We start from the raw sequence: 24,479 nt of genomic DNA on the forward strand, positions 1-24,479 counted from the left end.
GATTCAGCTAGTCCGCCAAGCGACTACTAGTTATTCAGTTTTTGCATTCCTCAAGATGAGGACGTGCTTCCCACCAGCGTGTCCGCAGCCGTTTGGCGAAGCAAATCCACGGTCTTGGTGGTCAGCAAGGTGGGCGGGCGCCGGCTGTGCGTCACAAGCGCGATGACCCCGCCTATGACCGGCTCGACCAGCGGATGGATGCATAACTCGTGGCTCTGCATGCCCGCCCGCACTAGGTTGTAAGGGACGACGGCGGCGCCGAATCCCTTGTTCACCAGCGCCACGATGGCCTCGACGCCATCGATTTCGAACGCGATATCGAGCGCAACGCTCTGGCGCGCCGCCTCGGCCTCGACCAGCATCCGCAGGGGATGGGGTTCGGACGGAAAAATCAATCGGTACTGGGACAGGCAGGAGAAGGCCAGCGGCTTGTTCTCTTCGCGCTCGTCCGATTTGCGCAGTATGAGGCAGAGCGGCTCGCGCACGATGGGCTCGATCTCCGTCAGCGAAGAGACCACCGGGTCATACATCAGCGCAGCATCCAGCTTATCTGATATCAAGCGCTCGTAAAGCGCCATGCTCAGTGCTTCGACGATGGTCAGCTTGGCGAGCGGAAAACGTTCACTGAAAGCGCGCACCAATGGAACCGTGAGCACCCGTCCCAGCGAGGGGGGTAGGCCGATCACCACCCTGCCCGTGATCTCCGACTCCGAGCGCGACAAGACTTGCGTCGCTGCGTCGAGCTGCTGGAGCACGCTTCGCGCGAACAGGGAAAACTGCTCGCCCGCGTCGGTGAGCACGATGCCCCGCCCATGCCGATGGAACAGGGTTTTTCGCAATTCGAGCTCGAGTTGCCGCACTTGCCGGCTGAGAAACGGCTGCCCTACCCCCAGTGCCGCGGCGGCCCGGCTGAAACTACCGTGCTCGGCGACTCGGACGAAATACTCCAGCTGCTTGAAATCCATTGCGCTCTCTAGCTAACAGAAATGCAAATATTGCATAACTCGTTGTTATCTTCACGTCTAAAGGCGATTTTCGCAAGCCTGGACGGAAATTGCTTGACACCGATGAGTCGACCCTTTTAGTGTGTCACTAATTAACCATTGAACCATAGACGAAACGCGAGAGCCGGTCGCCAGGTTTTCGTTCGGTCAGGGTCATTGGGCAAAAAGGCTTGCCCCACAAATTCGGAGGAGACACCAGGGTTTTTTCTCCAAACCCCGGTCTTTTGGCCGAATAAATAACTTCTTTTCGTCCAGAGTATTGCCATGAAAAAAATCATGCTGCGCGCCTGTGCGGCCTCGGTTATTGCGTCCCTTGGTTTTGCCGCACAAGCTCAAAATTACCCGACCCGACCGATTACCCTGGTAGTCCCCTTTGCTGCCGGGGGCTCTTCCGACATCCTGGCCCGCGCCTTCGGCGCCTCGTTGGCGGCGCGCGTCGGCCAGCCCGTCGTTGTCGAAAATAAACCCGGCGCGGCCGGCATCATCGCCTCGGATTACGTGGCGCGCGCTCAACCCGACGGCTATACCCTGCTGTTCGGCACCATCGGCACGCACGCCATCAATCCCGTCCTGAAAAAGACGTTGCCCTTCGACGTATCCAAGAGCTTCACGGCGATCGGGCCGCTCGCTGACGGCCCCCTGGTGCTCGTGGTCAATCCCCGCCTGCCCGCCAATAATCTTCAGGGGCTCATGGATTATGCGCGCGCCCACCCCGACAAGTTGTCTTATGCCTCTGCCGGCATTGGCGCCATTTCCCACCTGGCTGGCGAACTGTTCAAGTCTGAGGCCCAAGCCGAGATCACCCACGTGCCTTATAAGGGCGGCGGCGCTGCCATGCCCGACCTGATGAGCGGCCAGGTGCAACTGATGCTCGAGACCATCCCCAACACGCTCTCCGCCCTGCGCGCCGGCAAGCTCCGAGCCTTGGCCATTAGTAGCGACACGCGTTCGGCCTCGCTGCCCGACGTGCCGACCTTCAAAGAAGCGGGCCTCAGCAAGCTGAATGTCACCACTTGGACCGGCTTGTTTGGCCCGGCAGGCATGTCGGCAGACGTGAGTACGCGACTGAATGCGGAGCTCGTGAAAATCCTGGCCGACGCCGACTACGTCAAGCGCATCGCGCAAACCGGCAGCGTCGTGCCCAAGCCCATGACCGGAGAACAATTCTCTGCCTTCGTGAGCAGCGAAGTGACACGCTGGCGCGCCGTGGCGCAGGCTGCAGGCGTACAGCCCGAATAAGCCGGTGCCCGCAACCGCCGGGCGGCATCGCTCGGCCGGCTGCGTCCCGGGGCCGATCGCAAATCCGTCGATCGGCCCCTTTTCTTTTTTCTTTATTTGGGCCGCTATACGTCCACCGCCCCGGCGTCCGGTGCCGTGCATGCCGCGCGCCACGTCATTCCCATATCTGCACGCGCAGCGCCGGGGCGCGCGAAAAAAACGGTACTTTCTACACGCTGGCCAGGCAATTCCATGCGCGTGTTAAACCCGGAAATGCCAGCAACGGCGCTGTAACCCCTGGCCCCATGGCATACCGCTAAGCTGGACTCGTGAATGGAACCGGACGGTGATATGCGCATTCCCCCTTCGTCGCACGAAACCCGCTACATGGCGGAGGCCCGCTTGCGAATGGTGGTGCGGACGCTCAGGCCGGATATCCCCGCCGACGCCATTACCATCGAAACCGACGAGAGGGGTCTCTGGAGTGCGCAGATCTTCGGCGTCGAGCAAGCCTTGCAGCACCCCGGCGCCCCCTTGTACCGCGAGGTACTCGACAGGCTCTCGAACTGGCATCCGATCTATGACCGCGAGGAAATCGCGGCGCTGCTCACCACCCTCAAGATCATCGCCCCCAAGGCTGGCATTGCCATACCGCCGGGCTCGCTGCAGTTGCTCGAGTTGCCGGCCGGCGTCCTTGTCCTGACCGTGAACGATGCAGCCGTCATAGCCTCGGAAGACCCGCTGCACTTGCTGTCGCAGGCGGTCGTGCGCCTGCGCGCCACGCAGGACGCCTCGCATTGAGGCCCATGCCGGGGTCCGGCCCGCTGCGACTGGTATCATCAGTCATCAATCTTCCCGCGACTTTATAACCCGCATGTTCCCGACACGACTCACGGCCGGCTACCGGTCCTTCCTCGACGGCCGCTTCACTGGCGAGCGCGCCCGCTACGAATCGCTTGCCGAGAAAGGACAGAAGCCCGAGATCATGGTCATCGGTTGTTGCGACTCGCGCGTCGCGCCGGAGGTCATTTTCGATGCCGGTCCGGGTGAAATCTTCGTGGTGCGCAACGTCGCGAACCTGGTGCCTCCCTACGAGGGAGGCACCCAGAACTACCACGGTACCAGCGCCGCGCTCGAGTTCGCGGTGCAATCGCTGCGAGTCAAGCACATCGTGGTCCTGGGGCACGCGCTGTGCGGCGGCATTTCGGCCGTCGCCAATAGCGCCCAGCCACTCTCGGCCGGAGATTTCATCGGCAAGTGGATGCAGCAAATCGCCCCGGTCGTCGAACGCATCGTCCCACCCGGGGAAAACCCCGGCAAATACATCCGGCAGCTCGAATTGGCCACGGTTGAACACAGCCTCGCCAATCTCATGACCTTTCCCTGGGTGCGTACCCAGGTCGAACAAGGGCAGCTGCAGCTGCACGGTGCTTATTTCGGCGTGGCAACCGGCGTGCTGATGGTGCGCGACCCGGCCACCGGAGCGTTCCACCCCGTTACCGACGAGCCGGCTCACGCTTGATTGCCCGCCGCGCAACAACTTTTACGCAACGTCATCCCGCCCCCGCGGTCCAACCGTTTCGCACGACTACATACGAATACGGACGGAGTTGGACGCCATGATGTCACGCATCGCCCTCGGGGCGCTGATTTGCCTGCCCTTGCTGGCCCATGCCGGCGGAGTTGCCAAGCTTGCCGGGGTGGACGACCGCGGCCGCCCCTTCTCGGCCTCCGTGGAATTTGCGGGGGGCAATGTACGCGCTTCGTCGCCCCAGGGCCCTGACGGCTATCTGCTGGCCCGCGGCGAGAGAATCTATGCGGTCACCCGCGTAAGCGGCCGCCAGGTGGTCATGCAGGCCGAAGACTTGATGCGCATGGCGGGAAGTTTGATGCCCAGCCCCACCGCGGCGTTGGAACAAGTCAGCGCCATCGTCTCCCTACAGCCCACTGAGCGGCCCGAGGTGGTCGCCGGCGTGCGGGGGACGATCTACCTACTCACCTATGAGGACGGCCAGCGGCGGCGGCGAACAGAAGAACTGGTCCTAGCTCCTGACCCGGCCGCAGGCGAACTGACTTCCGCTGCGCTCAAGCTCGGCAAGAATCTCGCGAGGCTCGCGGGCACGGTCCTGCCCGCCGGCGCCGACGATTTGGCGAGCAGGCTCCAGCGCGAGCGCCTGGGGCTGCTCCGGTTCGGCGACCGCTTGAAGGTCGAATCCCTCGACGCCCGCACGCCGCAAGGCGCCCGCTTCGAGCTGCCCCGCGAATCCTTCCAACTGCCAGACCTGCGTAGCATCGTCCCTGGCCTCGGCCGCCCATGAGGCAGCAATGCAGGCGCCGCTGACAAGGCCTAGAATGCCAAGACCAGCCCACCCTGCCTTGACTGCATGCCCCATTTCGCCGCTCTGCGGGAGGGAGCTTCCCGATGACCCGCGCCACGCGTTTCAGCCTGGTGACGATTGCCGTCGGCGTCGTCGTACTCGGCCTGAAGTTCACGGCCTATTGGGTCACGGGCAGCATCGCGCTGTACTCCGATGCACTGGAGAGCATCGTCAACGTGGCCACGGCCGTCATTACGCTCATCGCCGTGTCGGTCAGCGCCATGCCAGCCGACGCCAATCACCCCTACGGCCACGACAAGGCCGAGTATCTCTCGGCCGTACTCGAAAGCACGCTGATCTTGATCGCGGCCTTGGCCATCCTGCGCGAAGCGTACGAAGCGTTCATGCATCCCAGGCCGCTGCAGACCCCGCTGCTGGGCACGGCCATCAACTTAGGAGCGACGCTGCTCAACGGGCTGTGGGCCGCCATGCTGATACGTTATGGCCGCCGGTGGCGTTCTCCGGCCCTGGTCGCCGATGGCAAGCACCTCTGGACGGACGTCGCATCCTCGCTAGGCGTCGCCCTGGGCGTCGGGTTGGCGGCGCTCACGCAATGGCAGCGCCTGGACGCCATCATTGCCGGCCTGGTGGCCTTGCACGTGCTGTGGTCGGGGTGGCAATTGATGCGGGATTCGCTAGGTGGCCTCATGGACGAAGCGTTGCCTGCGGAAACCCTCGAAGGCATCCGCCATATCATACGCACTGTCGGAGGCGGAGCACTCCAGCCTGGCTCGCTACGCTCGCGTCGCTCGGGCGCCCGGGTTTTCATCGAGTTCAACCTCGTGGTTCCGGGTGAGATTTCGGTGGCCACGGCGCACGACATTTGCGACCGACTGGAAGCCGCCATCGAGGCCTATGTCGAAGGCAGCACCATCGTCATTCACCTGGAGCCGGCATCCTCCCACGCCGCCTCGCGCGACATCCGTGCCGGCTGACATCATTATTATGTTTACTCCCCCGCCCGAAACGCTTTCCCGCCAGCTCGTCATCGACGCCACGCGCTCCTGGCTGGAAAAGGCCGTCATCGGCTTGAACCTGTGCCCGTTCGCCAAGGCTGTCCATGTCAGAAACCAGATCCGCTACGTGGTCAGCGAAGCGCGCGACGCCGACGCACTCCTGGAAGACCTGGCCGCGGAACTCAAGGCCCTGGCCCAAGCCGATCCCGAGCAGGTGGACACGGTGCTGCTCATCCACCCCTGGGCGCTGGCCGATTTCCATGCCTACAACGATTTTCTCGACGCCGCCGACGCGGCGGTGGCAGCGCTAGGCCTGGAAGGCGAAATCCAAGTTGCCAGTTTCCATCCTGACTACCAGTTCGCCGACACTGATCCCGACGACATCGCAAACTACACCAACCGTTCCCCCTACCCCATTCTTCACCTGTTGCGCGAGGCCAGCGTGGAACGCGCGGTGGAAGCGTTTCCCGAGGCTGAGCGGATTTACGAGCGCAACATCGCCACCCTGCGCGCATTGGGGCACGAAGGCTGGAAGAAACTCGGGATATGAGGCCTACCCTGCATCCACCCGCATGCCCAGGCGGTGCAGCAGGTTGCGGTCGGCTTCTATTTGCGGGTTGCCAGTCGTCAACAGGCGGTCGCCATAAAACATCGAGTTCGCGCCTGCCAAGAAGCACAACGCCTGCAATGCCTCGTTCATTTCCTCCCTGCCGGCCGACAACCTGACCCTGGCCTCGGGCATCGTGATGCGGGCCACTGCAATGGTGCGCACGAATTCGAACGCATCCAGGGGCGGAGCGTCCGCGAGCGGGGTGCCTTGGACGCGGACGAGATGGTTGATGGGTACGGACTCCGGATACGGGTCCAGGTTCGCCAGCTGGACGATGAGGCCCGCGCGCTCCCGGCGCGACTCGCCCATGCCGACGATCCCCCCGCAGCAGACCTTGATGCCAGCCTCGCGGACGCGCTCCAGCGTATCCAGCCGGTCCTGGTAGGTCCGCGTGGTGATGATCCTTCCGTAAAACTCCGGCGCCGTGTCGAGGTTGTGGTTGTAATAGTCCAGTCCGGCCTCGCGCAGCTGCTGGGCCTGCGCGTCTTTCAACATGCCTAGCGTGACGCAGGTTTCGAGCCCCAGTTGTTTGACGGCTTGGACCATCTCGCATACGGCCTCGATCTGGTGCGCCTTGGGGCTGCGCCAAGCCGCCCCCATGCAGAAGCGGGTCGCACCGTTGTCTTTGGCCGCCTGCGCCGCCGTGAGCACGTCATCCAACGGCAAGAGCTTCCCAGACTCGACACCGGCATCGTACCGGGCGGATTGCGGACAGTAGCCGCAGTCCTCCGGGCACCCCCCTGTCTTGATCGATAGCAAGGTGGACAGCTGGATCGCATTGGCGTCGAAATGCCGCCGGTGGACGTCCTGGGCCCGGAAAAGCAGGTCGGCGAAAGGCATCTCGAACAACGCCATCACCTCGTCCACATTCCAGGCCGAGCCATTGCGGCGGGATGGAACAGCAGAGGAAGCCGGGACAGGGACGGGATCGATTTGCATGAAGCACTCCTCGAGTGACGCATGAGGCAAAGCCGGAAGCGACACATGGTAAACAAAGCCAGCCGGGGCTTCAAACGGAAACCATCCGTCTTTTTCTGCGAAGATCGGCGATCTTGCCTCCAACCCCGCGAATTTTGGCCAAGCAGCAGCTATTTCGACGTTAAACCGTCGTTGCAATTTTGTTCACCAGATGTATCGAGGGCGCGTTACCCTCCCGGGGAACGTGCCCTTGCGCGCGCTGCGCAAGACGACGTCTCCCCCGTGCCGGACTTGCATTTCTTCTCCAAGATTGCTTGAATGCCGGCTCTGTGCATTGGCAGCGGTCCATCGGTCCGGTCTGCCATAATTTTTTAAGGAGTACGCATGCGCACCAAGAAGGAACTGATCGACGCTCTGGCCGAGCGCACCCAACAACCCAAGAATGTTTCCGAGGCCTTCATCGATGCGCTGGGCGATGCCCTGCGCGAGTCGCTGGCCAAGGGCAATGAGGTCGTGCTGCCGGGCGTCGGGAAGTTCTCGGTCAAGGAAAAGGCCGCCAAGACCGGCCGCAACCCCCGTACGGGCGAGGCCATCCAGATCGCCGCCCGCAAGGCTCCCGCCTTTACCGCTGCCAAAGTCCTGAAGGACGCCGTCGACGTCAAGTAAGCGTCGGAACATTGCATCGAAGCCTGCCGGCTTCGGTGCTCTCCGCTGGTCCGCATATATAAGTCTGCCTTACACTGGCGGCAATTCGTCGGTCCACGGAGTCATTTCTTGTCCACCGAGTCTTCATCCGACCCTTTCGGCGGTCCGAGCACCACCTACCTGATTTCTCAGGTTCACCACCCCCTGCGCAATTTCAGCGACGCGCTCCTGAGGCGCTACGGCGTCACCGGCCTCCAGTTCACGGTGCTTTCCGTCGTCGCGCATCGGGAAGGGTTGTCGTCTGCAGATCTTTCCCGCCGGTTTTACGTGACCCCGCAATCCATGGGGCAGCTTCTGACGACGCTCGAAGAGCGCGGCCTGCTCGAACGCCGGGAAGACAGCAACAACCGGCGCATCCTGCGCATCACCCTCACGCCTGCGGGCCGCGAGGTGGTCGAGACCGGCACCCGCGACATGGCCAAGCTGGAGGAAGATGCCTTCCGCAGCCTAAGTCCCAAGGAACTGAAGACCCTGCGCAGCCTGCTGCGCACCGTCATCAGCGACCTGCGCAGCCGATGGGACGAGCTGCCATGACCGTCCGGCGCGCGGTTTCGCGGGGCCGCCATTTTTCTATCGAAAACGGTTGTGATTCCATAATTATTATGTGATTCATTTAGCCCCGCGCTTCATCCTATAGTGCCCCTCGGCAAGAACAACCGAGGAGACCCTGATGAACGCACGGACTAAAGCGGCATCTCCGTCCCGCCGCATGTACCTGGGCGCACTGGCTGCCGCGACGCTGGCCGTCACTTGCGCCTCTGCGCCTGCCCGCGCGGCCGAGTTCCCGACCGGGCCCATTACCATCGTCGTCCCCTTCCCGCCCGGGGGCCCCACCGACACGACGGCGCGGTTGGTGGGCAAGGCGCTTGCCAAGCAGCTCGGACAGCCCGTCGTGGTCGAGAACCGGGCCGGCGCCGGCGGCACGGTCGGATCCACACACGTGGCGCGCTCCAAGCCCGACGGCTATACCTTGCTTTGGGCGAGCACGAGTAGCCTGGCCGTGGCGCCCGGCCTGTACCGCAATCTCTCCTACTCGCCCCTGGAATCCTTCGAACACATTGGCCTCGTCGCGCGCAGCCCCATTCTCCTGGTCGTGCGCTCGTCCCTCGAGGTCGATTCGCTGCAGGCGCTGACAGCCTACTCGGCCAAGAACAAGGTGTCTTACGGCTCGGCCGGGAACGGCTCGATCAATCACCTGACCGGCGAATGGTTCAAGGAGGTTTCGGGTGCCAAGCTGCTGCACGTGCCCTATAAAGGCGGCGCGCCGGCCTTGGCGGACATGCTGGGCGGACAAATCGAGATGACGCTGGAAACGATTACCGTCGTGCGACCCTACCTCGAGTCAGGCCGCGCCAAGGTCTTGGCCACGGGAGGCGCCACGCGTTCCCCGGACATGCCGGACGTTCCCACCGTACGGGAAATTTACGGGCACGACTTCGAGTCCTATTCCTGGACGGGGCTCGTCGCACCGGCTGGCACGCCTGCCGACGTGGTCCGCAAGCTCAATGCCGCGCTGCACGCCGCCCAGGATGACCCCGAACTTGTCGGCCAAATGAAAGCCGGAGGACAGGACGTCATCAAGACCACCCCCGCCGAATTCAAGCAGTTCCTCGCCAACGACACGCGTCGCTGGGCCGAGCTGATCAAACGCACCAACACTTCTGTGGATTGAACTCATGCGCATCGTCATCGCCGGGGGCGGCCTGGGCGGACTCACCGCCGGCCTCTCCCTCCTCAAACAAGGTTTTCAGGTACGCATCCTCGAGCAGGCGCCCGAACTCAAGGAAGTCGGTGCCGGCATCCAGCTCGGGCCCAACGCGGTCCACGTCCTGTTCGCGCTAGGGCTGGAAAACGACCTCATGCCGCTGGCGTGCGAACCCGAAGGCAAGATCGTGCGCCTGTGGAACACGGGCCAGACGTGGACGCTTTTCAACTTGGGCGATGTTTCGCGCGAGCTCTACGGCTATCCGTACCTGACCGTGCACCGTGCCGACCTGCACAGCGCCATCGCCGCGGGCGTGCGGCGCGCCGACCCCGACGCGATCGTCCTAGGCGCGAAGTTCGTGCGCTATGAAGAACGTGGCAAGGACATCGTGGTTCACACTGCGGACGGTCGCAGTTTCGAATGCGACGTCCTGGTGGGCGCCGACGGGGTCCATTCCCAGGTCCGCCAGCAGCTATTCGGGGCCGACAGCCCGCGCTTCTCGGGCCTCGTGGCCTGGCGCGGCGTAATCCAGGCCGAGAAGCTGCCCGAACGGCTGCGCAGGCCATTGGGCGTGAACTGGGTGGGACCGGGTGCGCACGTTATTCACTATCCCCTGCATGCCTTCAAGTTGGTCAACTTCGTGGCTGCCGTGGAGCGTTCGGACTGGCAGGTCGAGTCGTGGACCCAGCAAGGCACGACGGAAGAATGCCTGAACGACTTGAAGGGCTGGAACGAGGACGTGCACATCCTGGTACGGGCCATCGACATCCCCTACAAATGGGCGCTGATGGTGCGCGACCCCATGCAAACGTGGCGCCGCGGCCGCGTCACGCTCTTGGGCGATGCCTGCCACCCGACCCTGCCCTTCCTGGCCCAAGGGGCAGGCATGGCCCTGGAGGATGGCTACATCCTGGCGCGCGCGCTACGCACCTATGGCGATCCGGAAGAAGCGTTGCAGCGCTACGAAGACGCCCGGAAAGACCGCACCGCGGCCGTCATCAACGGCTCGAATGCCAACGCCGTGCGCTTCCACAACCGGGAACTGGCCCATGCCGAGGGCGCCGCGGCCTACGTAGACCGCGAATGGAGCGAAGATCGCGTCAAGGAGCGCTACGAATGGCTCTTCACGTATGACGTGGAGACCGTGCCCGTATAAGCGAGCAACTCAGCCGCGGGGGGAATCACTCCCCCTCCATCACGACCTTGAAGATCGAGGCGAAGCGGGCCAGCGTTTCCGGAAGCGGGGCGCCGGCCCGCATCACATAGCTGAAGTCAAACGACACCTCCGGCGTAATGCGGCGCGATTCGACCGCATAACGCGCGCACGCGCTTTGCGAAAATGCCGGAACGATGGCAATGCCGAACCCCTGTTCGGCCATCCCGAGGGCGGTATCGAGGTGTTGCACCGCCATCCGCGAACCGACGTCGATCTGGCGCTTGTATAGCGCGTTCTCGGTCAATTGATGGATCGGGCTGTCCTCGGTGAGCCCGATGTAGGGTTGGCCGCGCAGGATCTCCCAGGTCGTATCGTCCGCGCCGGGGGTGGAGGGAACGGGTTGGTACCGCCCCGGCGCGTACACCGCCAGCAGCCCGGATGAGGTCAAGGGCTTGCGCACCAGGCCCGATACCTTGGTGAAGAATGCGCCGAACGCCGCATCGGCTTCGCCCGTTTCTGCCAGTTGCTGGATTTCGAGCGGGCTGCCAGCCACGATTTCGATTTCCACGCCGGGATATTCGGCAAGAAAGCGCTTGAGCGTTTCCGGCACGACGTTGGCGGCCATGAGGGGGGTGAAGGCCAGCCGCAGCGTAGTGCCCTCCTGGCGCCCCATTTCCTTCAAGCGGGCGGCGGCAGCAGTCAGTTCACGCTCGACCAGCTCGGCAGAAGGCAAGAACGCCTTGCCGGCCTCGGTCAGCACCACGGCCCGCGTGGTGCGTTCGAACAAGCGGGTATTGAGCTGCGATTCCAGTTCGCGGATGGTGGCGCTCAGCCCCGCCTGGCTCAGGTGCAGCCGCTGGGCGGTACGGGTGAAATTTCCGGATGCCGCAACGCCCAGGAAGGCTCGTAATTGGCGCAATGAAATATTCATGCGCCAATTATTTCACTTTTTCACATCAGTCCAGCTTGATCCCCGCCCGCTGGACGATCTTGCCCCATTTCTCCATGTCCCGTGCAATGAGGTCCCGCAGGCCCTGGGGAGTGGTCGGCGTCGCATCGGCGCCCGCCGCGCGGGCCTTCGCGATCACCTCGGGGTCTTTCAGCGCGGCCGTGATCGCCTCGTTCAGCCGCTTGATGATGGGCTCCGGGGTGCCGGCCGGCGCGGCAATGCCGAACCATCCCATGGCTTCATACCCCTTGATCCCGACCTCTTCCAGCGTGGGCACGTCAGGCAGCGAGAACGAGCGCTCCGTGGTCGTGACCGCGAGGGCCTTGAGCCGCCCCTCTTTGATCAGGTGCACGGAGCTCGGCGTATCGCTCATTGCCAGCGGAATCTGGCCGGCCATGGCGTCGTTCGTGGCCGGGCCCGTGCCCTTGTAGGGGACCAGTACGGTCTTGACGCCCGCCAGTTCGTTGAAGAGTTCGCTCGCCAAGTGCATGACGGTGCCTTGCCCACCGTGGCCGATGGACAGCTTGCCGGGATTGGCCTTGGCGTCGGCCACCACCTCCCGGATATCCTTGTAGGGAGAGTTGGCCGGTGCGACCAGCACGAACGGCGAGGAGGCGACCAGGCTAACGGGTGTGAGGTCCTTGACGGGATCGAACGACAGGTTGCGGTACAGCACGCTATTGATGCCAAGCGCGCCGGCCCCACTGAAGACGACCGTGTAACCGTCCGGGGCAGACCTTGCCACGTACTCCACGGCGATGTTGCCGCCCGCGCCGCCCTTGTTCTCTACGACCACCTGCTGCCCCAAATGCTTGGTCATGATGGGAGCCATGACGCGCGCGATGAGGTCGGTACTGCCACCGGGTGGGAACGACACCACCATCCTGATCGGTTTATTAGGAAAATCGCTTTGCGCCTGGACGCCCGATGCGGCGAACGCCGCCGCGACGGCCGCGGCCAAAAGAATGCTCTTTTTCACCATTGTCTCCTTGTAGAACTAGAGGCCTCATCCGGCAGCATGCCGCCGAGACTCTCCCTTTATCTTGATCAAGCTCAACTTTGAGCAACCATGATGAATCATCCCTGCAGATTACGCATTAGGGCATTTACCATCATCGCATTGACTTCATCGGCTGCCTCGTAGATCGCCCAGTGCCCGGCGCCGCGCACCATGTCGAAGGTGGCATGCGGCAGGATTTCCCGCAGCGCCCGCCCCTGCGCCTCCACGTCGCCGCCCCCGTACACGTCGTGCTCGCCGGCGATTCCATGCACGGCACAGCGCAGCGCGGAAAAGGCTTCGAGCTGGCGGCTGGCAAGCAACGGCCGCGCATCCAGCCGGCATCGCTCCACATTGTTGGCCTGGATCGCCACGGCTTCGTCGTCGATCCGGTCAGGATTCCCGAACATCGAGACAGCCAAGTTGTGCCGGTGAATGTGAGCTCGTTCGACGGGATCGTCGATGCCGCGCCAACGCAGCAGCTCCGGCCCCTTGGGCACCATGGGCCGGAAGGTCCCGCGCAGGAGCGTGATCTGCCGCACGCGCTCGGGCTGCTGCAGCACCATGCTTTCACCCAGCACCGACCCGAGGGAAAATCCGGCAATCGCGACCGGCCCTTCTCCGGCCAGTTGATCGATGCCTTCCCACAGCAGCGCCGCGAAGCGTGCGCAGGAAACCTCTCCCTCCGGCAATTCGGAATCGCCGTGGCCGGGTAGGTCGGGCGCCAATACGGTGAAATGCGGGGCAAGCGCCGACACATTGCGCTTCCAGTGGGTCCACGAACCAGCCGTGCCGTGTATCAGCACGAGCACAGGGCCCGTTCCCCATTGCCGCCATGTCATCCGCCTTCCACCGCACATTACCTCGTGGACGGTAGCCAGGGACTCCGGGTCTACGACGCTTGCATCCAAATCAGCCTCCTCCGGCCATTGACCTCTTGATTTAATCATTTAACCTTATATAAGGTTGCCTTACTTAGTCAAGTCCCCATAGGGGCCGCGCGCACCTTTTCTTCTAGAATAAGCGGCCGTTTACACATGCCTTTGGCTTCCCACGTCGCGTCCTTTTCTTCATGAAAAACCCGTCTGTAGCGCCCGCAACTGCTTCCGAACTCGGCCTGCGAGAACGCGGCAAACTCGACAAGCTTCGCCGCATCAAGCAGGCCGCGCGGGACGTATTCCTGGAAAAGGGATATGAGGCCGCCACCACGCGAGAGATTGCACAACGGGCCGAGGTCGCCATCGGCACCATCTTCGTGTACGCGGAGGACAAGCGCGATCTGTTGATGATGATCGTCAACAACGACCTGGACGCGATCACCGAGAAAGGGGCCAAGCTATTGCGGCGGGACGAACCGTTGATCGACCTGCTCATGGCGTTTTTCGGCCTGCGCTACCGCTATTGGGCGAAGCATCCGCAAATATCGCGGCCGGCCGTCCAGGCCACGTCGGACTTCCTCTCGACCAATCCCGACCGGGGGGACGAGACCCGCCGGTTTTACGCGCGCCGGGCCAATATTTACGCCTTGCTGGCCGACGTCGTGCGCCGCAAGCAGGAACAACGTGACATCGGCAGCCAAGCCGACCCGGACCTGATTGCCGCGCTGTTCGTCACAATCTACCTGACCGAGGTTCGGCGGTGGCTCAGCCAGCCCGCTCCCAAGCCCTCGGCGGGATTGGCGTCGCTGCGGTCCCTGCTGACACTGGCGATCGAAGGATTGAGCCCTGCCGACGCCGAACGTCGGGCGCTACAACAGACTTAGGGTGCGAGCTGCCCGCCGCCCAGGAGGTCGTAGGAGTCCAGCAGCGCATAGACGATCTCAGGCTTTCTTTCGAAGCAGCGGCGTATGGCGGCCGGGATCGCTTCTCGCGTCTTGCGGCAAAGCCCCGGTTGCGCCTCGACTTCGATACTGATCCCGCGCACGGTGCGCACGCCGCGGACGCTCGGGGTGATATGGAGCACGATGCCCAATAGCGCGTGCATGCGCGCTTCCATGTGCTTGAGGTCTTCGAAGCTGGAGATGCTCTCCAGCCTCGCCACCAGGCGCTTTTCCTCCTCCCGGGTCAAGCGCAGGATGCGGATGTCTGCATTCGGATCGGCCAGCAGTCGATCGCGGTCGCAGATGCATGCGCCCGGCGGACACTCTTTGCGGATGGGGAACGGGGCGTTCATGCCCCCGAATTTTATCCCCTCCCCAGCAACGGCATGGAGAGCGGAAACATCGTGCTCTCGTACAAATTGACGTCGTGGGGCAACGTCGCCATCACCGCGGCCACGCGCGCCACGTCTTCAGCCTTCATCAGGTCGCCCGGTTCGAACTTGCGGCCGGACTTGGCAGCCAACGCCGATTCGGTCACCCCGGGATGAAGAATGCTGACCGCGATGCCATGGTCGCGGCCGTCGAGCGCCAGGGCGTGGGTCATGCCCGACAGGCCGTGCTTGGTCGTAGTGTACGGAACCGAATTGGGCCGGGGTACCTTGGCGGCGACGCTGCCGATGTTGATGATGCGCCCACCTCCCTGAGGCTTCATGATGCGGAAGGCCTCTCGGCTGCAGAGGAAGGTTCCCGTGAGGTTCACGTCCACCACCTGGCGCCACGTCTCCAGGCTCATCTCCTCGATGGGCTGGCTGGTCGTCACCCCCGCGTTGTTCACGAGCACGTCCAGGCGGCCATGCGCCTCCATCGCGCTCGCGAACAAGCGCCGCACGTCATCTTCGCGGCTGATGTCCGCGACGCAGACCAATGCCTCGCCCCCCGCTTCCCGCACCCGGTTGGCGGTTTCCTCCAGCGCCTCCCGTTGACGGGCGGCCACCACGACTTTGGCGCCGAGCTCTCCAAATGCGATGGCGATCGCTCGGCCTATACCCGAGCTGGCGCCAGTCACGAGGGTCACCTTGCCTTCGAGGCTTACCATGACGAAGTCTCTCCCCATGCAAAAAAACGGCGTGCAGACTTGCACGCCGAAGGTCATTCATTCCGCGGTCATGCCGGCGGCGCGTATGATCTTGCCCCACTTCTCGGTGTCGACCGCCACCACGCGCGCGAGCTCGTCCGGCCCGCCCGGATAGGGTTCGGCTCCGATGCCGCGCAGGAAGCTCGCCATCTGCGGGCTGGAAATCACCTTGTGCAGGGAGGTGCTCAACTTGTCGCGCACGCTGTCAGGCGCATTGGCCGGCAAGAAGATGCCGAACCAGCCGGAGAGGTCGTAGCCTTCCACGCCGGCCTCGGCCATGGTCGGAACGTCCGGCAGGGAGGTCAAGCGCTTGCTGCCCGTCACGGCCAGGGCCTTGATGCGTCCGCCCTTGACCTGCGGAACAGCCAGCGTCGCGTCGGCGAAGATGAAGGTGGTGCGCCCGCCGATCAAGTCCGTCATGGCCGGCGGCACGCCTTTATAAGGGACGTTGACCGCGTCGACCTTGGCCAGCGTCTTGTACAGCTCGCCCGCAACCTGCCCCGTCGCATTGCCGCTGCCCCACGAGTACTTGCCCGGCGCGGCCTTGAGCATGGCCGTCAGCTCGGCCACGGAATTGACCTTGGTGTGTTCCGGCGCGATCACGAGCACGAAACCCAGGCTGGCCACCGTCCCGACCGGAATGAAATCCTTGATCGGGTCGAACGGCAGTTTCTTGAAAAGGTGAATGTTGGCCGCGTGCGTGGAATTCGGCGTGAACAGGATGGTGTAGCCATCCGGCGTGGACTTCGCGACGAAATCCGCCGCCAGGTTCCCGAGCGCGCCGGCCTTGTTCTCGACAACCACCGGCTGCCCCAGTTCTTTCTCCAGGCCGGCCGCCACCTGGCGCGCGACGTTATCGATGCCGCTACCGGCGGGATAGCCGAGCAACATGCGCACCGGCCGCGTCGGATACTCGGCGGCGGCAGCCGGCATGGCCGCTCCGAAAGCACAAATCATGGCCAGCGAGGCCAAGGTCTTTTTCACCATAGATATCGTCTCCTTGTTGTGTCTCGTTGCCATGCGGGGCGCGCCCCGCACGCGACTCAGCGTTCAAACTTTGCCGACAGCGCCGTCCCCGAGAGATGACCGGCAAGGCTGCTCGACGCAGCGGGGGACAGTCCCGGCGCCAGTTCCAGGAATTGCTTGACGGCCCGTACCGTGACAGCGCTGCAGCCGAGCACGGTCGCCGCGATCGCATCGGCGCGTCCTTGCAGGGCATCGCGCGGCACCACCTCGCTCGCGAGCCCAGCCTGCAGCGCCTGCGGGGCACCGACTACGTCGCGAGTCAACACCATGCGGGCGATGGTCTTGATCGGCACCCGGCCCGTGAGCGCAGACATCACCAGCGCAGGCGGAATGTCGCGCTCCATTTCCGGAATCTGGAATTGCGCATCGTCGGCCGCCAAGGTGATGTCGCAGACACCCGCGAGCGCACATCCCACCCCGTAGGCCCGTCCCTGCACGACGGCCAGCACCGGCACCGGCGTATTCTTGAGGGCGTCATAAAGCGCCAGGGCCGGCAAGGCGACCTGCCGGCGGAGGAACTCCCCCGTCGGGGCCGAGCCGGGCTTGGGCATGGGCGATACCCGCCCGGCGCAGAAATCCTCCCCTTTGCCGGAGAGCCGCACGAGGCGCACGTCCTCATCCAGGTTCGAGACGGCATCGATGATGATGCCGCCCATCTCCGCGCTCATCAGGTTGCCGTTCTCAGGCGTATTGAGGACGATGTCCAGCAGGCCGCCGCTGCGCTCGATCAACACGGGCGCGCTCATTGCCGCGCTCCCTGCGCACGCCGTATGGCCTCCCAGATGGCCGGCGGTGTCGCGGGCATGGGGAGCTCCTCCTTCCAGCGCTCGCCCAGCGCGCTCGCCAGCGCATCGGAAAGGGCGTTGAATATGGCGGCCGTGGCCGGCGTGATGCCGCTTTCTCCCCCGCCCTTCACCCCGAGGACGTTGCCGCGGGTCGGGTCCTCGGTGAGCTCGACGTCCAGCCTCGCCGGCATCGATCCGGCGCGGGTCACTCCGTAGTCCATGTACGAACCGCTGAAGACCTGGCCGGTGTCCGGGTCGATGTGATAGTCCTCAAAGAAGGCCTGGCCGATGCCCTGCGCCAATCCGCCGTGGACCTGGCCCTCGACGATCTGCGGATTGATGGGGCGTCCGACATCGTCGATAGAGGTATAGCGGACGATCTCCACATCGCCCGTCTCCGGATCCACCTCCAGCTCGCAGATCGCCGAGCCGGTGGGATGGGCGGGAATGCGGCCGTTGAACTCGGCGGTGGCGCGATACTTGCGCGCGTCCACGTTGCCCGGCATGCCGTCTTGCTCGATGCGGGCCGCCACCTCGAACAGGCCGACCGTGCGGCCGCTCGCCGCATCGACATACCGCCCTTCCTCGAAGCGCACGTTCGCCGGGTCGCATTCCAGCAGCTTCGCCGCGACGGGCTTTCCGGCGTCCCGCAGTTGTGCCGAGGCTTCGACCAGCAATTGGCCGCCCAAGCGCATGGAGCGATCGGAATGGGAGCCCCCCCCCACCTTCACGAAGTCGGTGTCTCCCGTGCGTATGACGATGGCCTCGAGCGGAACGCCCAGTTCGTCGGCCAACACCTGGCGGAACGTGGTTTCATGCCCCTGGCCGGTGCTCTGGGTGCCGATCACGCAGTCGATCGACCCGCCCGGCTCGACGGTGAGCTCCACGCGTTCGCGCGGTGCACCGACGGGAGACTCCACGTAGTTCGCCAGACCGATGCCGAGCCACTTGCCGCGCGCTCGCGCTTCCTGCTTGCGCGCCGGCGCATCCTGCCACTCGGCCACCTGCAGCGCGCGCTCCATGTTGGCGGCAAACTGCCCGCTGTCGTAGGTCAGGCCCATCGGGCTGTGATACGGCATTTGCTCGGGCCGGATCAGGTTCCGGCGGCGCAATTCGATGCGGTCGATGCCCAGCTCGCTTGCCGCGATGTCGAGCATGCGCTCCATCACGTGCGTGGCCTCGGGCCGGCCGGCCCCGCGGTACGGACCGGTGGGCGGCGTATTGGTCAGGACCGCCGTCACCGTCGCCGCCGCGGCGGGAACGTGATAGACGGTGGTCATGATGCGGGATCCGTTGGCCAGCGGCACGTACGAGACCGTATGCGCGCCTACGTTGCCGATGATTTCGTTGTCGATGGCGAGGATATGGCCTTCTTCGTCGAAGGCCATGGCCGCGCGTATGACCTGGTCCCGGCCTTGGTAATCCGCCAGGAAGGCTTCGTTGCGATCGCTCGTCCACTTGACCGGGCAGCCCGCCCTGCGTGCGGCCCACAGTATCGCCAGCTGGTCTGGATTGACGCAGCTGCGCGGGCCGAATCCGCCGCCGACGTCGTACGACACGACCCGCAGTTTCTCGGGGGGAATGCGCAAGGCGTCGGCCATGCACATGTGCTGGCGGTTCACGCCCTGGCTGCCGGCGATCAATAGGTATTCCCCGGTGGACGGGTCATAGCTGGCCAGCACGGAGCGCGGCTCCATCTGGCAGTTGACGATCCGGCTGTTGCGGAACTCGCGGCGCACGACATGCTTGGCGCGCGCGAAAGCACTGCGGACGGCCTCGTCGTCCCCGATGCGCGACTGGAAGCACAGGTTCCGGGGCGCGCCTTCCCAGAGCTGGGGCGCGCCCTCTTCCATCGCACGCACCGCATCCACTACGGCCGGCAGCGGCTCATAATCGATGTCGACCAGCTCGCAGGCATCGCGGGCCTCGCGCACCGAGCGCGCGACCACGAGCACCACCGGCTCGCCGACGTGCCGAACCCGGTCCACGACCAACGGCAAGTGCCGCTGGTTGAAAATGGAACCGGTAAGCGAATGGGTGAAGGCCCGCTCCTTGAACTCCACGGCCGCGGCAGGATTGGGTATGTGGTCCATGCCCTGGTGCCCGTCGTCGAGGTAATCCTGGCCGCGCAACACGGCGATGACGCCCGGCGCGCGCAGGGCCGCCTCGATGTTGATGGAGCGGATCCGCGCATGGGGGTGCGGCGAGCGCACGAAGGCGCCATAGGCCTGGCCCGGAAGATTCACGTCGTCGGTGTAGCGCCCCTTTCCGCTGACGAGGCGGATGTCTTCGACCCGGGGCAAGGGTTTGCCGACCAGTTTATCCATGGCGCGCCTTCCCCAGCGGCTTGCCCGCTGCGATGCGCGCCTGTGCGGCGTGCTTGACGGCGCGGATGATGTTGACATATCCCGTGCAGCGGCAGATGTTGCCTTCCAGCGCACGATGGATGTCTTCGTCCTCCAACGATCCGTCGGTATCCAAGTAGTAATCGATGGCCATCATCATGCCCGGAGTGCAGAAACCGCATTGGAGCCCGTGGCAGGCAACGAAAGCCTGCTGGACCTCGCTCAAGGCTTCGGGGCTGCCGAGCCCTTCCACGGTCACCACTTCGCCGCCGCTCGCTTGCGCGGCCAGCACGGAACACGACTTGACTGCAACGCCATCAAGCTTGACGGTGCATGCGCCGCATTGGCTCGTGTCGCAGCCGACGTGCGTACCCGTCAAACCCAGTTCACGACGTAGAAATTCCACCAGGAGCGTGCGGTCATCGACTTCCCGGCTGACCGGTTGACCGTTCACGCAAAGTTCAACCTTGATCATGCCTGCGCCTTCTCACCCACCGTGGCGCTGAAGCGCCGGAAAAACTCTTCGGCCAGCTTGCCCGCGACGGATCCGATCATCCTCGACCCGATCTGGGCCAGCTTGCCGCCCACCTGGGCCTGGGCGTTGTAGGTCAGGACGGTACCCTCGCCGTCCTCCTCCAACACGACGTCTGCCACCATCTTGCCGAACCCGGCCATGCCACCATCGCCCTGCCCCACGATCTTGTACTGTTCCGGGGCCTGCTTGTCGGTGATGGTCAGCGTGCCTTTGAACCGCGCCTTGACCGGACCGATGGCGGCAACCACCACGGCCGCGTATTCGTCGGCCCCCGTCTCGGTAAACGACTCGCACCCCGGCACGCAGGCTTGCAGCACCTCGGGGGTATTCAGATACTTCCACACCACCTCACGCGGCGCTTGCAGCCGATGCGATCCCTTCAGTTCCATGCTGTCTCCGACTCATGCGGCGCCGGCACGGCCGGCGTCCTAGGTTCTGCTCGATCAGGCGGCGGGCTTGAGGTCCGCCAATGCCCTTCGCGTCAATACGCGAACGAGGTTCGCGCGATATGCGGCGCTGCCCGCGCGGTCGTCGTTCAGGCCATCCTCTTCCAGGGGGGCTTCGTCCACCGACCCGCCCTCGGCGAGCGCGCGCTCTGCCTCGCGCCAGCGGAATACGCACGCCCCCGCGCCGGTCACCGCCACCCGCGGGCCGGCATCGGTTTCCGCGATGAAAACGCCGGCCACCGCGTAGCCGGTGGCCTTGTGGCGGTATTTCACGTAGGTGCTGCGCCGCGGCACAGGAAACTCGAACCCGACGATGAGCTCATCCGGTTCGAGCGCGGTCTCGAACATGCCGAGGAAAAAGTCGTCCGCCGCGATGCGGCGTTTGCTGGTAACGACGGTGGCGCCCAGCCCCAACACGGCCGCCGGATAATCCGCGGCAGGATCGTTGTTGGCTACCGACCCGCCTATGGTGCCGCGGTTGCGCACCTGCGGATCGGCGATGACGCCGGCGAGCCCCGCCAGGCCGGGAATCGCATCGCGCACGAGCGGCGAGGCCGCCATCTCGGCGTGGCGCGTTCCGGCGCCCACGGACAGGACGCCCTGGGAAAGCGACACGCCTTGCAGCTCGGGCAAGCGCGACACATCGACCAGGTGCGACGGCGCTGCCAGGCGCTGCTTCAGCGTGGGGATCAGCGTCATGCCTCCCGCCAGTGGGCGAGCCTCGGATTCGCGAGCCAACCAGTCCAGCGCTTCCTGGAGGGAAGCCGGTCTCACATAGCTCAGGGGATACACACAGTCTCCATTCTCTTATTGCAAAAAGGCCGGGAATTGCCCGGCCTGAGCGAATCGCCCACTAATGTAGAAGAAACCGTCGCTGGGCTGAAACACCTAATTGCGATGGGTTAACAAGCAATTTCTATCAGTCCTGATAGCGCTTCAACATGGCCCGGGCGATCACCAATTGCAGCACTTGGCTGGTGCCCTCGTAAATGCGCAGCGCCCGTGCGTCCCGATAGAGCCGCTCGACGTGATGCTCGGCAACGTAGCCCGATCCGCCGTGGATCTGCAGCGCCCTGTCGGCGATGCGGGACAAGGCCTCGGAGCAGAAATACTTGGCCGCGGCCGCCAGCGAGCGCGCATCGCCTCCGCGCTGCAAGGTCTCGGCGGCCTGCATCACCAGGGAGTGCCCCGCCAGATACTCGGTTTCCGAGTCGGCCAGCATCGCCTGAATGAGCTGGAAGTTGGCGATGGGCTGGCCGAACTGCTTGCGCTGCACCGCGTAACGGGCGGCCTCGTCGATCAGCCGGCGCGCCATGCCGACCGCCGAGGCGGCGACGCTGATGCGGCCGCTGTCGAGCACCTGCATGGCGATCTTGAAGCCCTGCCCGAGCCCGCGCTCGCCCCCGATCACGTTCGAGATCGGCACCCTGACGTCTTCGAAGATTACGTCGCTGATGGGAGAGCCCCGCTGCCCCAGCTTCTTTTCGGCCTTGCCAATGTGCAGCCCCGGGGTATCGCGTTCGACGATGATGGCGCTGATCCCGCCCGCGCCGGGGGTGGATGGGTCCGTCCGCGCCATGACGGTGAAGACGTGGGCGCGCGTGGCGTTGGTGATGAAGCGCTTGGTGCCGTTGATGACCAAGGTGTCGCCGTCACGCTCAGCCCGGGTTTTCAGGTTGGCGGCGTCGGAGCCCACGTCGGGCTCGGTCAGGCAAAAAGCTGCCCTGAGCTCGCCACTCGCCAGCCCTGGCAAATACTTGCGCTTCTGCTCCTCCGTCCCAGCAAGCACGATGCCTTTGCTGCCTATGCCGACGTTGGGCCAGAACACCAGCCGGAATGCCGGCGAGGTGTAGCTGAACGCCATCTGTACTTGCAGCTCCTGCATCAAATCGAGCTCGCACCCGCCGTACTCCTCGGGAATGCCCAGGCCGAAGAGGCCCATCTGCTTCATTTCCTCGATGACCTCGGGGGGGACCTCCTCGTTCTCCTCCACCTGCCGTTCCAGCGGCATCAGCCGCTGGCGGATGAAGCGGTCAATGGCGTCGAGCAGTTGGGGAAAGGTTTCCTGGTCGAATGCCGACATGGAATTCCGCTCCATTCATTGATTGACGAACAATGCGTCGAGCGCGACCACACCCTCTCCCGCCGGCAAGGCGATGAGCGGATTGACGTCGATCTCGGCGATTTCCGGATTGGCGAGCATCAGGTCAGCGAGCTGGCGCACGACCCGCGCGACCGCCGCGACGTCCACGGGCGGCTTTCCACGCAGCCCCGAAAGCAGCTTGGCTCCCTTGAGCCGTCCCAGCTCCGCGGCGATCTGTGCTTCAGTCAGGTCCGGCGCGAGCAGGCGCACGTCGTGCAGCGCCTCGATCCAGATCCCGCCCAGGCCAGCCATCATCACCACGCCCCAATTCGGGTCGCGCCGGCCGCCGACGACCAGCTCGAGGCCGGGCCGCGACATGGCTTCGACCAGCATGCCATCCAGCTCCAGGCCTGGACTATGCTTGGCCACCGCCGCCGTCATGGCATGCCAGGCGGCCTCCAGGGCAGCCGCGTCGCGCAGCCCGACGGCCACGCCGCCGGCGTCGCTCTTGTGCATGAGCTGGTCGGCCTGTGCCTTCAGCACGACGGGGTAGCCAATCTCGGCCGCCCGCTGCAGGGCCTCATCGAGGGTGCGCGCCAATCCTCCCTGGGGAACCGGAATGCCCAGCTTGCGGAGTACCTCTTTGCCCTTGTACTCGGCCATCGGGCCCGACGCCAGCCCGGGCAGGCGCAGGCCACCGCCCTGGGCGCGGACCGCCGCCGCGGCGTGCAATTGCCCATAGCGGTGGACGTGCGCCATCGCCCGCATCGCCCGCTCGGGAGAGCGCAGGAACGGCATCCCGCTTTCACGCACCTTGGCCAGGAACTCCTCTCCCAGCGGCGAGCTGTCGCCCATGATGACGAAGCAGACGGGTTTGCGCGACTTCTGCATCACGGGCAGCAGCGAATCGGCCTTGGCCACCTGCTGCTCGGGCGAGCCGCCCATGAGCGGCATGATGAGGCTGCCGACGCCGGGGTCGTCCAGGATGGCCTGCGCCGACTGGCCGAAGATCTCCGGCTTTTGCATGCCCATCGCCGTCAAGTCGAGCGGGTTGTCCGGCGCCATGAAGTCGGGAAGAATCGCCGACAATTTGTTCATGGTCTCGGGCGAGAACTCCGCCAGCGGCAGGCCGACGTCTTCGCAGAAATCGAGCGAGACGCCACGCAGCGCGCCGGAGTTGGACGCCACGGCAGCCTTCCCCTCCACCACCGGCTCGGGGTATTTGGCCAGGATCGCCGTCACGTCGAACAGTTCGTCCATGGTGTTGACCACCACGACGCCTTCGCGCTCGACCAGCGTGCGCATGACTTCGAAGTCGCCGGCCAGCGCGCCGGTATGGGATTTCGCGGCTTCCCGCGCGCGCTGGCTGCGGCCGGGATGCATCAGCACCAGCGGCTTGCCCAGCTCCCTGGCCCGCGCGGCCACCTGCAGGAACTTGGCCGGCTGGCGCAACATCTCGACGAATACCGCAAATGCATCCACGTCGGGCGCGTCGACCAACGCCGCCAGGAAATCCTCCGCTCCCAGCACGGCCTCGTTACCCGTCGAGATGGAAAACGAAACGCCGAGCCCCCTGCCATGGAACGCCTGGCGCAGGTTGCCATTCATCGCGCCGCTCTGGGCCACGATGCCGATGCGCGGCCCGCCCTTGGCCGAAACCGGCCGCACCGGCTCCTGTCTCTTCTACACATCGGCAGCTGCCGCCGAAA

At 64.6% G+C, this 24,479-nt stretch carries 26 protein-coding genes; 11 read left to right on the forward strand and 15 right to left on the reverse strand.

Going from position 1 to position 24,479, the window contains the following annotated elements; translation table 11 throughout:
• Positions 1 to 50: 50 nt before the first annotated feature.
• The gene (locus IRZ12_RS04240) at positions 51 to 965 is read right to left on the reverse strand and encodes a LysR family transcriptional regulator (RefSeq protein ID WP_296464578.1); all 915 of its coding nucleotides are present in this window, start codon (positions 963 to 965) and stop codon (positions 51 to 53) included.
• Positions 966 to 1,268: 303 nt separating this feature from the next.
• On the opposite strand from IRZ12_RS04240, the gene IRZ12_RS04245 reads away from it, so the two are divergent.
• The 6 genes from IRZ12_RS04245 (at position 1,269) to IRZ12_RS04270 (ending at position 6,106) form a co-directional block, all read left to right on the forward strand.
• Positions 1,269 to 2,243: a tripartite tricarboxylate transporter substrate binding protein gene (locus IRZ12_RS04245; RefSeq protein ID WP_296464581.1), complete on the forward strand. Its 975-nt coding sequence runs from the start codon at positions 1,269 to 1,271 to the stop codon at positions 2,241 to 2,243.
• Positions 2,244 to 2,573: 330 nt separating this feature from the next.
• On the forward strand, positions 2,574 to 3,023 hold the full coding sequence (locus tag IRZ12_RS04250; protein ID WP_296464584.1) for a hypothetical protein: 450 nt from the start codon (positions 2,574 to 2,576) through the stop codon (positions 3,021 to 3,023).
• 73 nt (positions 3,024 to 3,096) lie between these two features.
• Entirely contained in the window at positions 3,097 to 3,744 is a 648-nt protein-coding gene (locus IRZ12_RS04255; protein ID WP_296464586.1) for a carbonic anhydrase, read from the forward strand.
• A 97-nt stretch (positions 3,745 to 3,841) separates the two neighbouring features.
• Positions 3,842 to 4,540 carry a hypothetical protein gene (locus IRZ12_RS04260; protein WP_296464588.1) on the forward strand — a complete coding sequence of 233 codons (699 nt, stop codon included), beginning with the start codon at positions 3,842 to 3,844 and terminating at the stop codon, positions 4,538 to 4,540.
• Positions 4,541 to 4,644: 104 nt separating this feature from the next.
• Positions 4,645 to 5,535, forward strand: a complete 891-nt coding sequence (locus tag IRZ12_RS04265) for a cation diffusion facilitator family transporter (RefSeq protein ID WP_296464591.1) — start codon at positions 4,645 to 4,647, stop codon at positions 5,533 to 5,535.
• A gap of 10 nt (positions 5,536 to 5,545) precedes the next feature.
• Positions 5,546 to 6,106 (forward strand): DUF1415 domain-containing protein, encoded by a 561-nt coding sequence (locus IRZ12_RS04270; protein WP_296464594.1) that lies wholly within the window; start codon positions 5,546 to 5,548, stop codon positions 6,104 to 6,106.
• A 3-nt stretch (positions 6,107 to 6,109) separates the two neighbouring features.
• Here the strand turns inward: IRZ12_RS04270 and bioB are convergent, their stop codons facing one another.
• Positions 6,110 to 7,105: a biotin synthase BioB gene (gene bioB / locus IRZ12_RS04275; RefSeq protein WP_296464597.1), complete on the reverse strand. Its 996-nt coding sequence runs from the start codon at positions 7,103 to 7,105 to the stop codon at positions 6,110 to 6,112.
• 363 nt (positions 7,106 to 7,468) lie between these two features.
• On the opposite strand from bioB, the gene IRZ12_RS04280 reads away from it, so the two are divergent.
• The 4 genes from IRZ12_RS04280 (at position 7,469) to IRZ12_RS04295 (ending at position 10,650) form a co-directional block, all read left to right on the forward strand.
• Positions 7,469 to 7,750 (forward strand): HU family DNA-binding protein, encoded by a 282-nt coding sequence (locus IRZ12_RS04280; RefSeq protein ID WP_296464600.1) that lies wholly within the window; start codon positions 7,469 to 7,471, stop codon positions 7,748 to 7,750.
• A gap of 108 nt (positions 7,751 to 7,858) precedes the next feature.
• A complete protein-coding gene (locus tag IRZ12_RS04285) occupies positions 7,859 to 8,323 on the forward strand; it encodes a MarR family winged helix-turn-helix transcriptional regulator (protein ID WP_296464604.1) in 465 nt (154 codons plus the stop codon).
• A 136-nt stretch (positions 8,324 to 8,459) separates the two neighbouring features.
• Positions 8,460 to 9,461 carry a tripartite tricarboxylate transporter substrate binding protein gene (locus IRZ12_RS04290; protein WP_296464607.1) on the forward strand — a complete coding sequence of 334 codons (1,002 nt, stop codon included), beginning with the start codon at positions 8,460 to 8,462 and terminating at the stop codon, positions 9,459 to 9,461.
• 4 nt (positions 9,462 to 9,465) lie between these two features.
• Positions 9,466 to 10,650, forward strand: a complete 1,185-nt coding sequence (locus IRZ12_RS04295) for an FAD-dependent monooxygenase (RefSeq protein WP_296464609.1) — start codon at positions 9,466 to 9,468, stop codon at positions 10,648 to 10,650.
• 25 nt (positions 10,651 to 10,675) lie between these two features.
• On the opposite strand, the gene IRZ12_RS04300 is transcribed toward IRZ12_RS04295, so the two are convergent.
• The 3 genes from IRZ12_RS04300 to IRZ12_RS04310 form a co-directional block, all read right to left on the reverse strand.
• Positions 10,676 to 11,581 carry a LysR family transcriptional regulator gene (locus tag IRZ12_RS04300; protein WP_296464611.1) on the reverse strand — a complete coding sequence of 302 codons (906 nt, stop codon included), beginning with the start codon at positions 11,579 to 11,581 and terminating at the stop codon, positions 10,676 to 10,678.
• 25 nt (positions 11,582 to 11,606) lie between these two features.
• Positions 11,607 to 12,581, reverse strand: coding sequence for a tripartite tricarboxylate transporter substrate binding protein (locus IRZ12_RS04305; RefSeq protein ID WP_296464613.1), 975 nt, complete (start codon positions 12,579 to 12,581; stop codon positions 11,607 to 11,609).
• 95 nt (positions 12,582 to 12,676) lie between these two features.
• Positions 12,677 to 13,507, reverse strand: a complete 831-nt coding sequence (locus tag IRZ12_RS04310) for an alpha/beta hydrolase (RefSeq protein ID WP_296464616.1) — start codon at positions 13,505 to 13,507, stop codon at positions 12,677 to 12,679.
• 161 nt (positions 13,508 to 13,668) lie between these two features.
• Here IRZ12_RS04310 and IRZ12_RS04315 point away from each other — a divergent pair, with 161 nt between their 5' ends.
• Positions 13,669 to 14,358 (forward strand): TetR/AcrR family transcriptional regulator, encoded by a 690-nt coding sequence (locus IRZ12_RS04315; RefSeq protein ID WP_296464619.1) that lies wholly within the window; start codon positions 13,669 to 13,671, stop codon positions 14,356 to 14,358.
• On the opposite strand, the gene IRZ12_RS04320 is transcribed toward IRZ12_RS04315, so the two are convergent.
• The 10 genes from IRZ12_RS04320 to IRZ12_RS04365 form a co-directional block, all read right to left on the reverse strand.
• Entirely contained in the window at positions 14,355 to 14,768 is a 414-nt protein-coding gene (locus IRZ12_RS04320; RefSeq protein ID WP_296464623.1) for a hypothetical protein, read from the reverse strand. The two genes, IRZ12_RS04315 and IRZ12_RS04320, sit on opposite strands and share 4 nt — an antisense overlap.
• An 11-nt stretch (positions 14,769 to 14,779) precedes the next feature.
• Complete coding sequence (locus tag IRZ12_RS04325) at positions 14,780 to 15,568, reverse strand: SDR family oxidoreductase (RefSeq protein WP_296464626.1); 789 nt, start codon at positions 15,566 to 15,568, stop codon at positions 14,780 to 14,782.
• Positions 15,569 to 16,537 carry a tripartite tricarboxylate transporter substrate binding protein gene (locus tag IRZ12_RS04330; RefSeq protein WP_296464629.1) on the reverse strand — a complete coding sequence of 323 codons (969 nt, stop codon included), beginning with the start codon at positions 16,535 to 16,537 and terminating at the stop codon, positions 15,569 to 15,571.
• 56 nt (positions 16,538 to 16,593) lie between these two features.
• The gene (locus IRZ12_RS04335; protein WP_296464632.1) at positions 16,594 to 17,322 is read right to left on the reverse strand and encodes an enoyl-CoA hydratase/isomerase family protein; all 729 of its coding nucleotides are present in this window, start codon (positions 17,320 to 17,322) and stop codon (positions 16,594 to 16,596) included.
• Entirely contained in the window at positions 17,319 to 19,688 is a 2,370-nt protein-coding gene (locus tag IRZ12_RS04340) for a xanthine dehydrogenase family protein molybdopterin-binding subunit (RefSeq protein ID WP_296464636.1), read from the reverse strand. Before IRZ12_RS04340 ends, IRZ12_RS04335 begins: the two co-directional genes overlap by 4 nt.
• Positions 19,681 to 20,181: a (2Fe-2S)-binding protein gene (locus IRZ12_RS04345; RefSeq protein ID WP_296464638.1), complete on the reverse strand. Its 501-nt coding sequence runs from the start codon at positions 20,179 to 20,181 to the stop codon at positions 19,681 to 19,683. Before IRZ12_RS04345 ends, IRZ12_RS04340 begins: the two co-directional genes overlap by 8 nt.
• Positions 20,178 to 20,630: a CoxG family protein gene (locus IRZ12_RS04350; protein ID WP_296464641.1), complete on the reverse strand. Its 453-nt coding sequence runs from the start codon at positions 20,628 to 20,630 to the stop codon at positions 20,178 to 20,180. The genes IRZ12_RS04345 and IRZ12_RS04350 overlap by 4 nt, the downstream gene beginning before the upstream one ends.
• A 54-nt stretch (positions 20,631 to 20,684) precedes the next feature.
• Positions 20,685 to 21,479, reverse strand: coding sequence for a xanthine dehydrogenase family protein subunit M (locus IRZ12_RS04355; RefSeq protein ID WP_296464644.1), 795 nt, complete (start codon positions 21,477 to 21,479; stop codon positions 20,685 to 20,687).
• A gap of 127 nt (positions 21,480 to 21,606) precedes the next feature.
• Positions 21,607 to 22,770, reverse strand: a complete 1,164-nt coding sequence (locus IRZ12_RS04360) for an acyl-CoA dehydrogenase family protein (RefSeq protein ID WP_296464647.1) — start codon at positions 22,768 to 22,770, stop codon at positions 21,607 to 21,609.
• A 15-nt stretch (positions 22,771 to 22,785) separates the two neighbouring features.
• Positions 22,786 to 24,438 (reverse strand): acetate--CoA ligase family protein, encoded by a 1,653-nt coding sequence (locus IRZ12_RS04365; RefSeq protein ID WP_296464650.1) that lies wholly within the window; start codon positions 24,436 to 24,438, stop codon positions 22,786 to 22,788.
• Positions 24,439 to 24,479: the final 41 nt, after the last annotated feature.

Source organism: Pigmentiphaga sp., from assembly GCF_019689535.1.
Taxonomy (GTDB): domain Bacteria; phylum Pseudomonadota; class Gammaproteobacteria; order Burkholderiales; family Burkholderiaceae_B; genus Pigmentiphaga.

What these genes read in the sequence shown, in the direction of transcription:
- IRZ12_RS04240 (WP_296464578.1), bottom strand. Translation starts at nt 965, where the DNA reads ATGGATTTCAAGCAGCTGGAGTATTTCGTCCGAGTCGCCGAGCACGGT.
- IRZ12_RS04245 (WP_296464581.1), top strand. Translation starts at nt 1,269, where the DNA reads ATGAAAAAAATCATGCTGCGCGCCTGTGCGGCCTCGGTTATTGCGTCC.
- IRZ12_RS04250 (WP_296464584.1), top strand. Translation starts at nt 2,574, where the DNA reads ATGCGCATTCCCCCTTCGTCGCACGAAACCCGCTACATGGCGGAGGCC.
- IRZ12_RS04255 (WP_296464586.1), top strand. Translation starts at nt 3,097, where the DNA reads ATGTTCCCGACACGACTCACGGCCGGCTACCGGTCCTTCCTCGACGGC.
- IRZ12_RS04260 (WP_296464588.1), top strand. Translation starts at nt 3,842, where the DNA reads ATGATGTCACGCATCGCCCTCGGGGCGCTGATTTGCCTGCCCTTGCTG.
- IRZ12_RS04265 (WP_296464591.1), top strand. Translation starts at nt 4,645, where the DNA reads ATGACCCGCGCCACGCGTTTCAGCCTGGTGACGATTGCCGTCGGCGTC.
- IRZ12_RS04270 (WP_296464594.1), top strand. Translation starts at nt 5,546, where the DNA reads ATGTTTACTCCCCCGCCCGAAACGCTTTCCCGCCAGCTCGTCATCGAC.
- bioB (WP_296464597.1), bottom strand. Translation starts at nt 7,105, where the DNA reads ATGCAAATCGATCCCGTCCCTGTCCCGGCTTCCTCTGCTGTTCCATCC.
- IRZ12_RS04280 (WP_296464600.1), top strand. Translation starts at nt 7,469, where the DNA reads ATGCGCACCAAGAAGGAACTGATCGACGCTCTGGCCGAGCGCACCCAA.
- IRZ12_RS04290 (WP_296464607.1), top strand. Translation starts at nt 8,460, where the DNA reads ATGAACGCACGGACTAAAGCGGCATCTCCGTCCCGCCGCATGTACCTG.
- IRZ12_RS04295 (WP_296464609.1), top strand. Translation starts at nt 9,466, where the DNA reads ATGCGCATCGTCATCGCCGGGGGCGGCCTGGGCGGACTCACCGCCGGC.
- IRZ12_RS04300 (WP_296464611.1), bottom strand. Translation starts at nt 11,581, where the DNA reads ATGAATATTTCATTGCGCCAATTACGAGCCTTCCTGGGCGTTGCGGCA.
- IRZ12_RS04305 (WP_296464613.1), bottom strand. Translation starts at nt 12,581, where the DNA reads ATGGTGAAAAAGAGCATTCTTTTGGCCGCGGCCGTCGCGGCGGCGTTC.
- IRZ12_RS04315 (WP_296464619.1), top strand. Translation starts at nt 13,669, where the DNA reads ATGAAAAACCCGTCTGTAGCGCCCGCAACTGCTTCCGAACTCGGCCTG.
- IRZ12_RS04320 (WP_296464623.1), bottom strand. Translation starts at nt 14,768, where the DNA reads ATGAACGCCCCGTTCCCCATCCGCAAAGAGTGTCCGCCGGGCGCATGC.
- IRZ12_RS04325 (WP_296464626.1), bottom strand. Translation starts at nt 15,568, where the DNA reads ATGACCTTCGGCGTGCAAGTCTGCACGCCGTTTTTTTGCATGGGGAGA.
- IRZ12_RS04330 (WP_296464629.1), bottom strand. Translation starts at nt 16,537, where the DNA reads ATGGTGAAAAAGACCTTGGCCTCGCTGGCCATGATTTGTGCTTTCGGA.
- IRZ12_RS04335 (WP_296464632.1), bottom strand. Translation starts at nt 17,322, where the DNA reads ATGAGCGCGCCCGTGTTGATCGAGCGCAGCGGCGGCCTGCTGGACATC.
- IRZ12_RS04340 (WP_296464636.1), bottom strand. Translation starts at nt 19,688, where the DNA reads ATGGATAAACTGGTCGGCAAACCCTTGCCCCGGGTCGAAGACATCCGC.
- IRZ12_RS04345 (WP_296464638.1), bottom strand. Translation starts at nt 20,181, where the DNA reads ATGATCAAGGTTGAACTTTGCGTGAACGGTCAACCGGTCAGCCGGGAA.
- IRZ12_RS04350 (WP_296464641.1), bottom strand. Translation starts at nt 20,630, where the DNA reads ATGGAACTGAAGGGATCGCATCGGCTGCAAGCGCCGCGTGAGGTGGTG.
- IRZ12_RS04360 (WP_296464647.1), bottom strand. Translation starts at nt 22,770, where the DNA reads ATGTCGGCATTCGACCAGGAAACCTTTCCCCAACTGCTCGACGCCATT.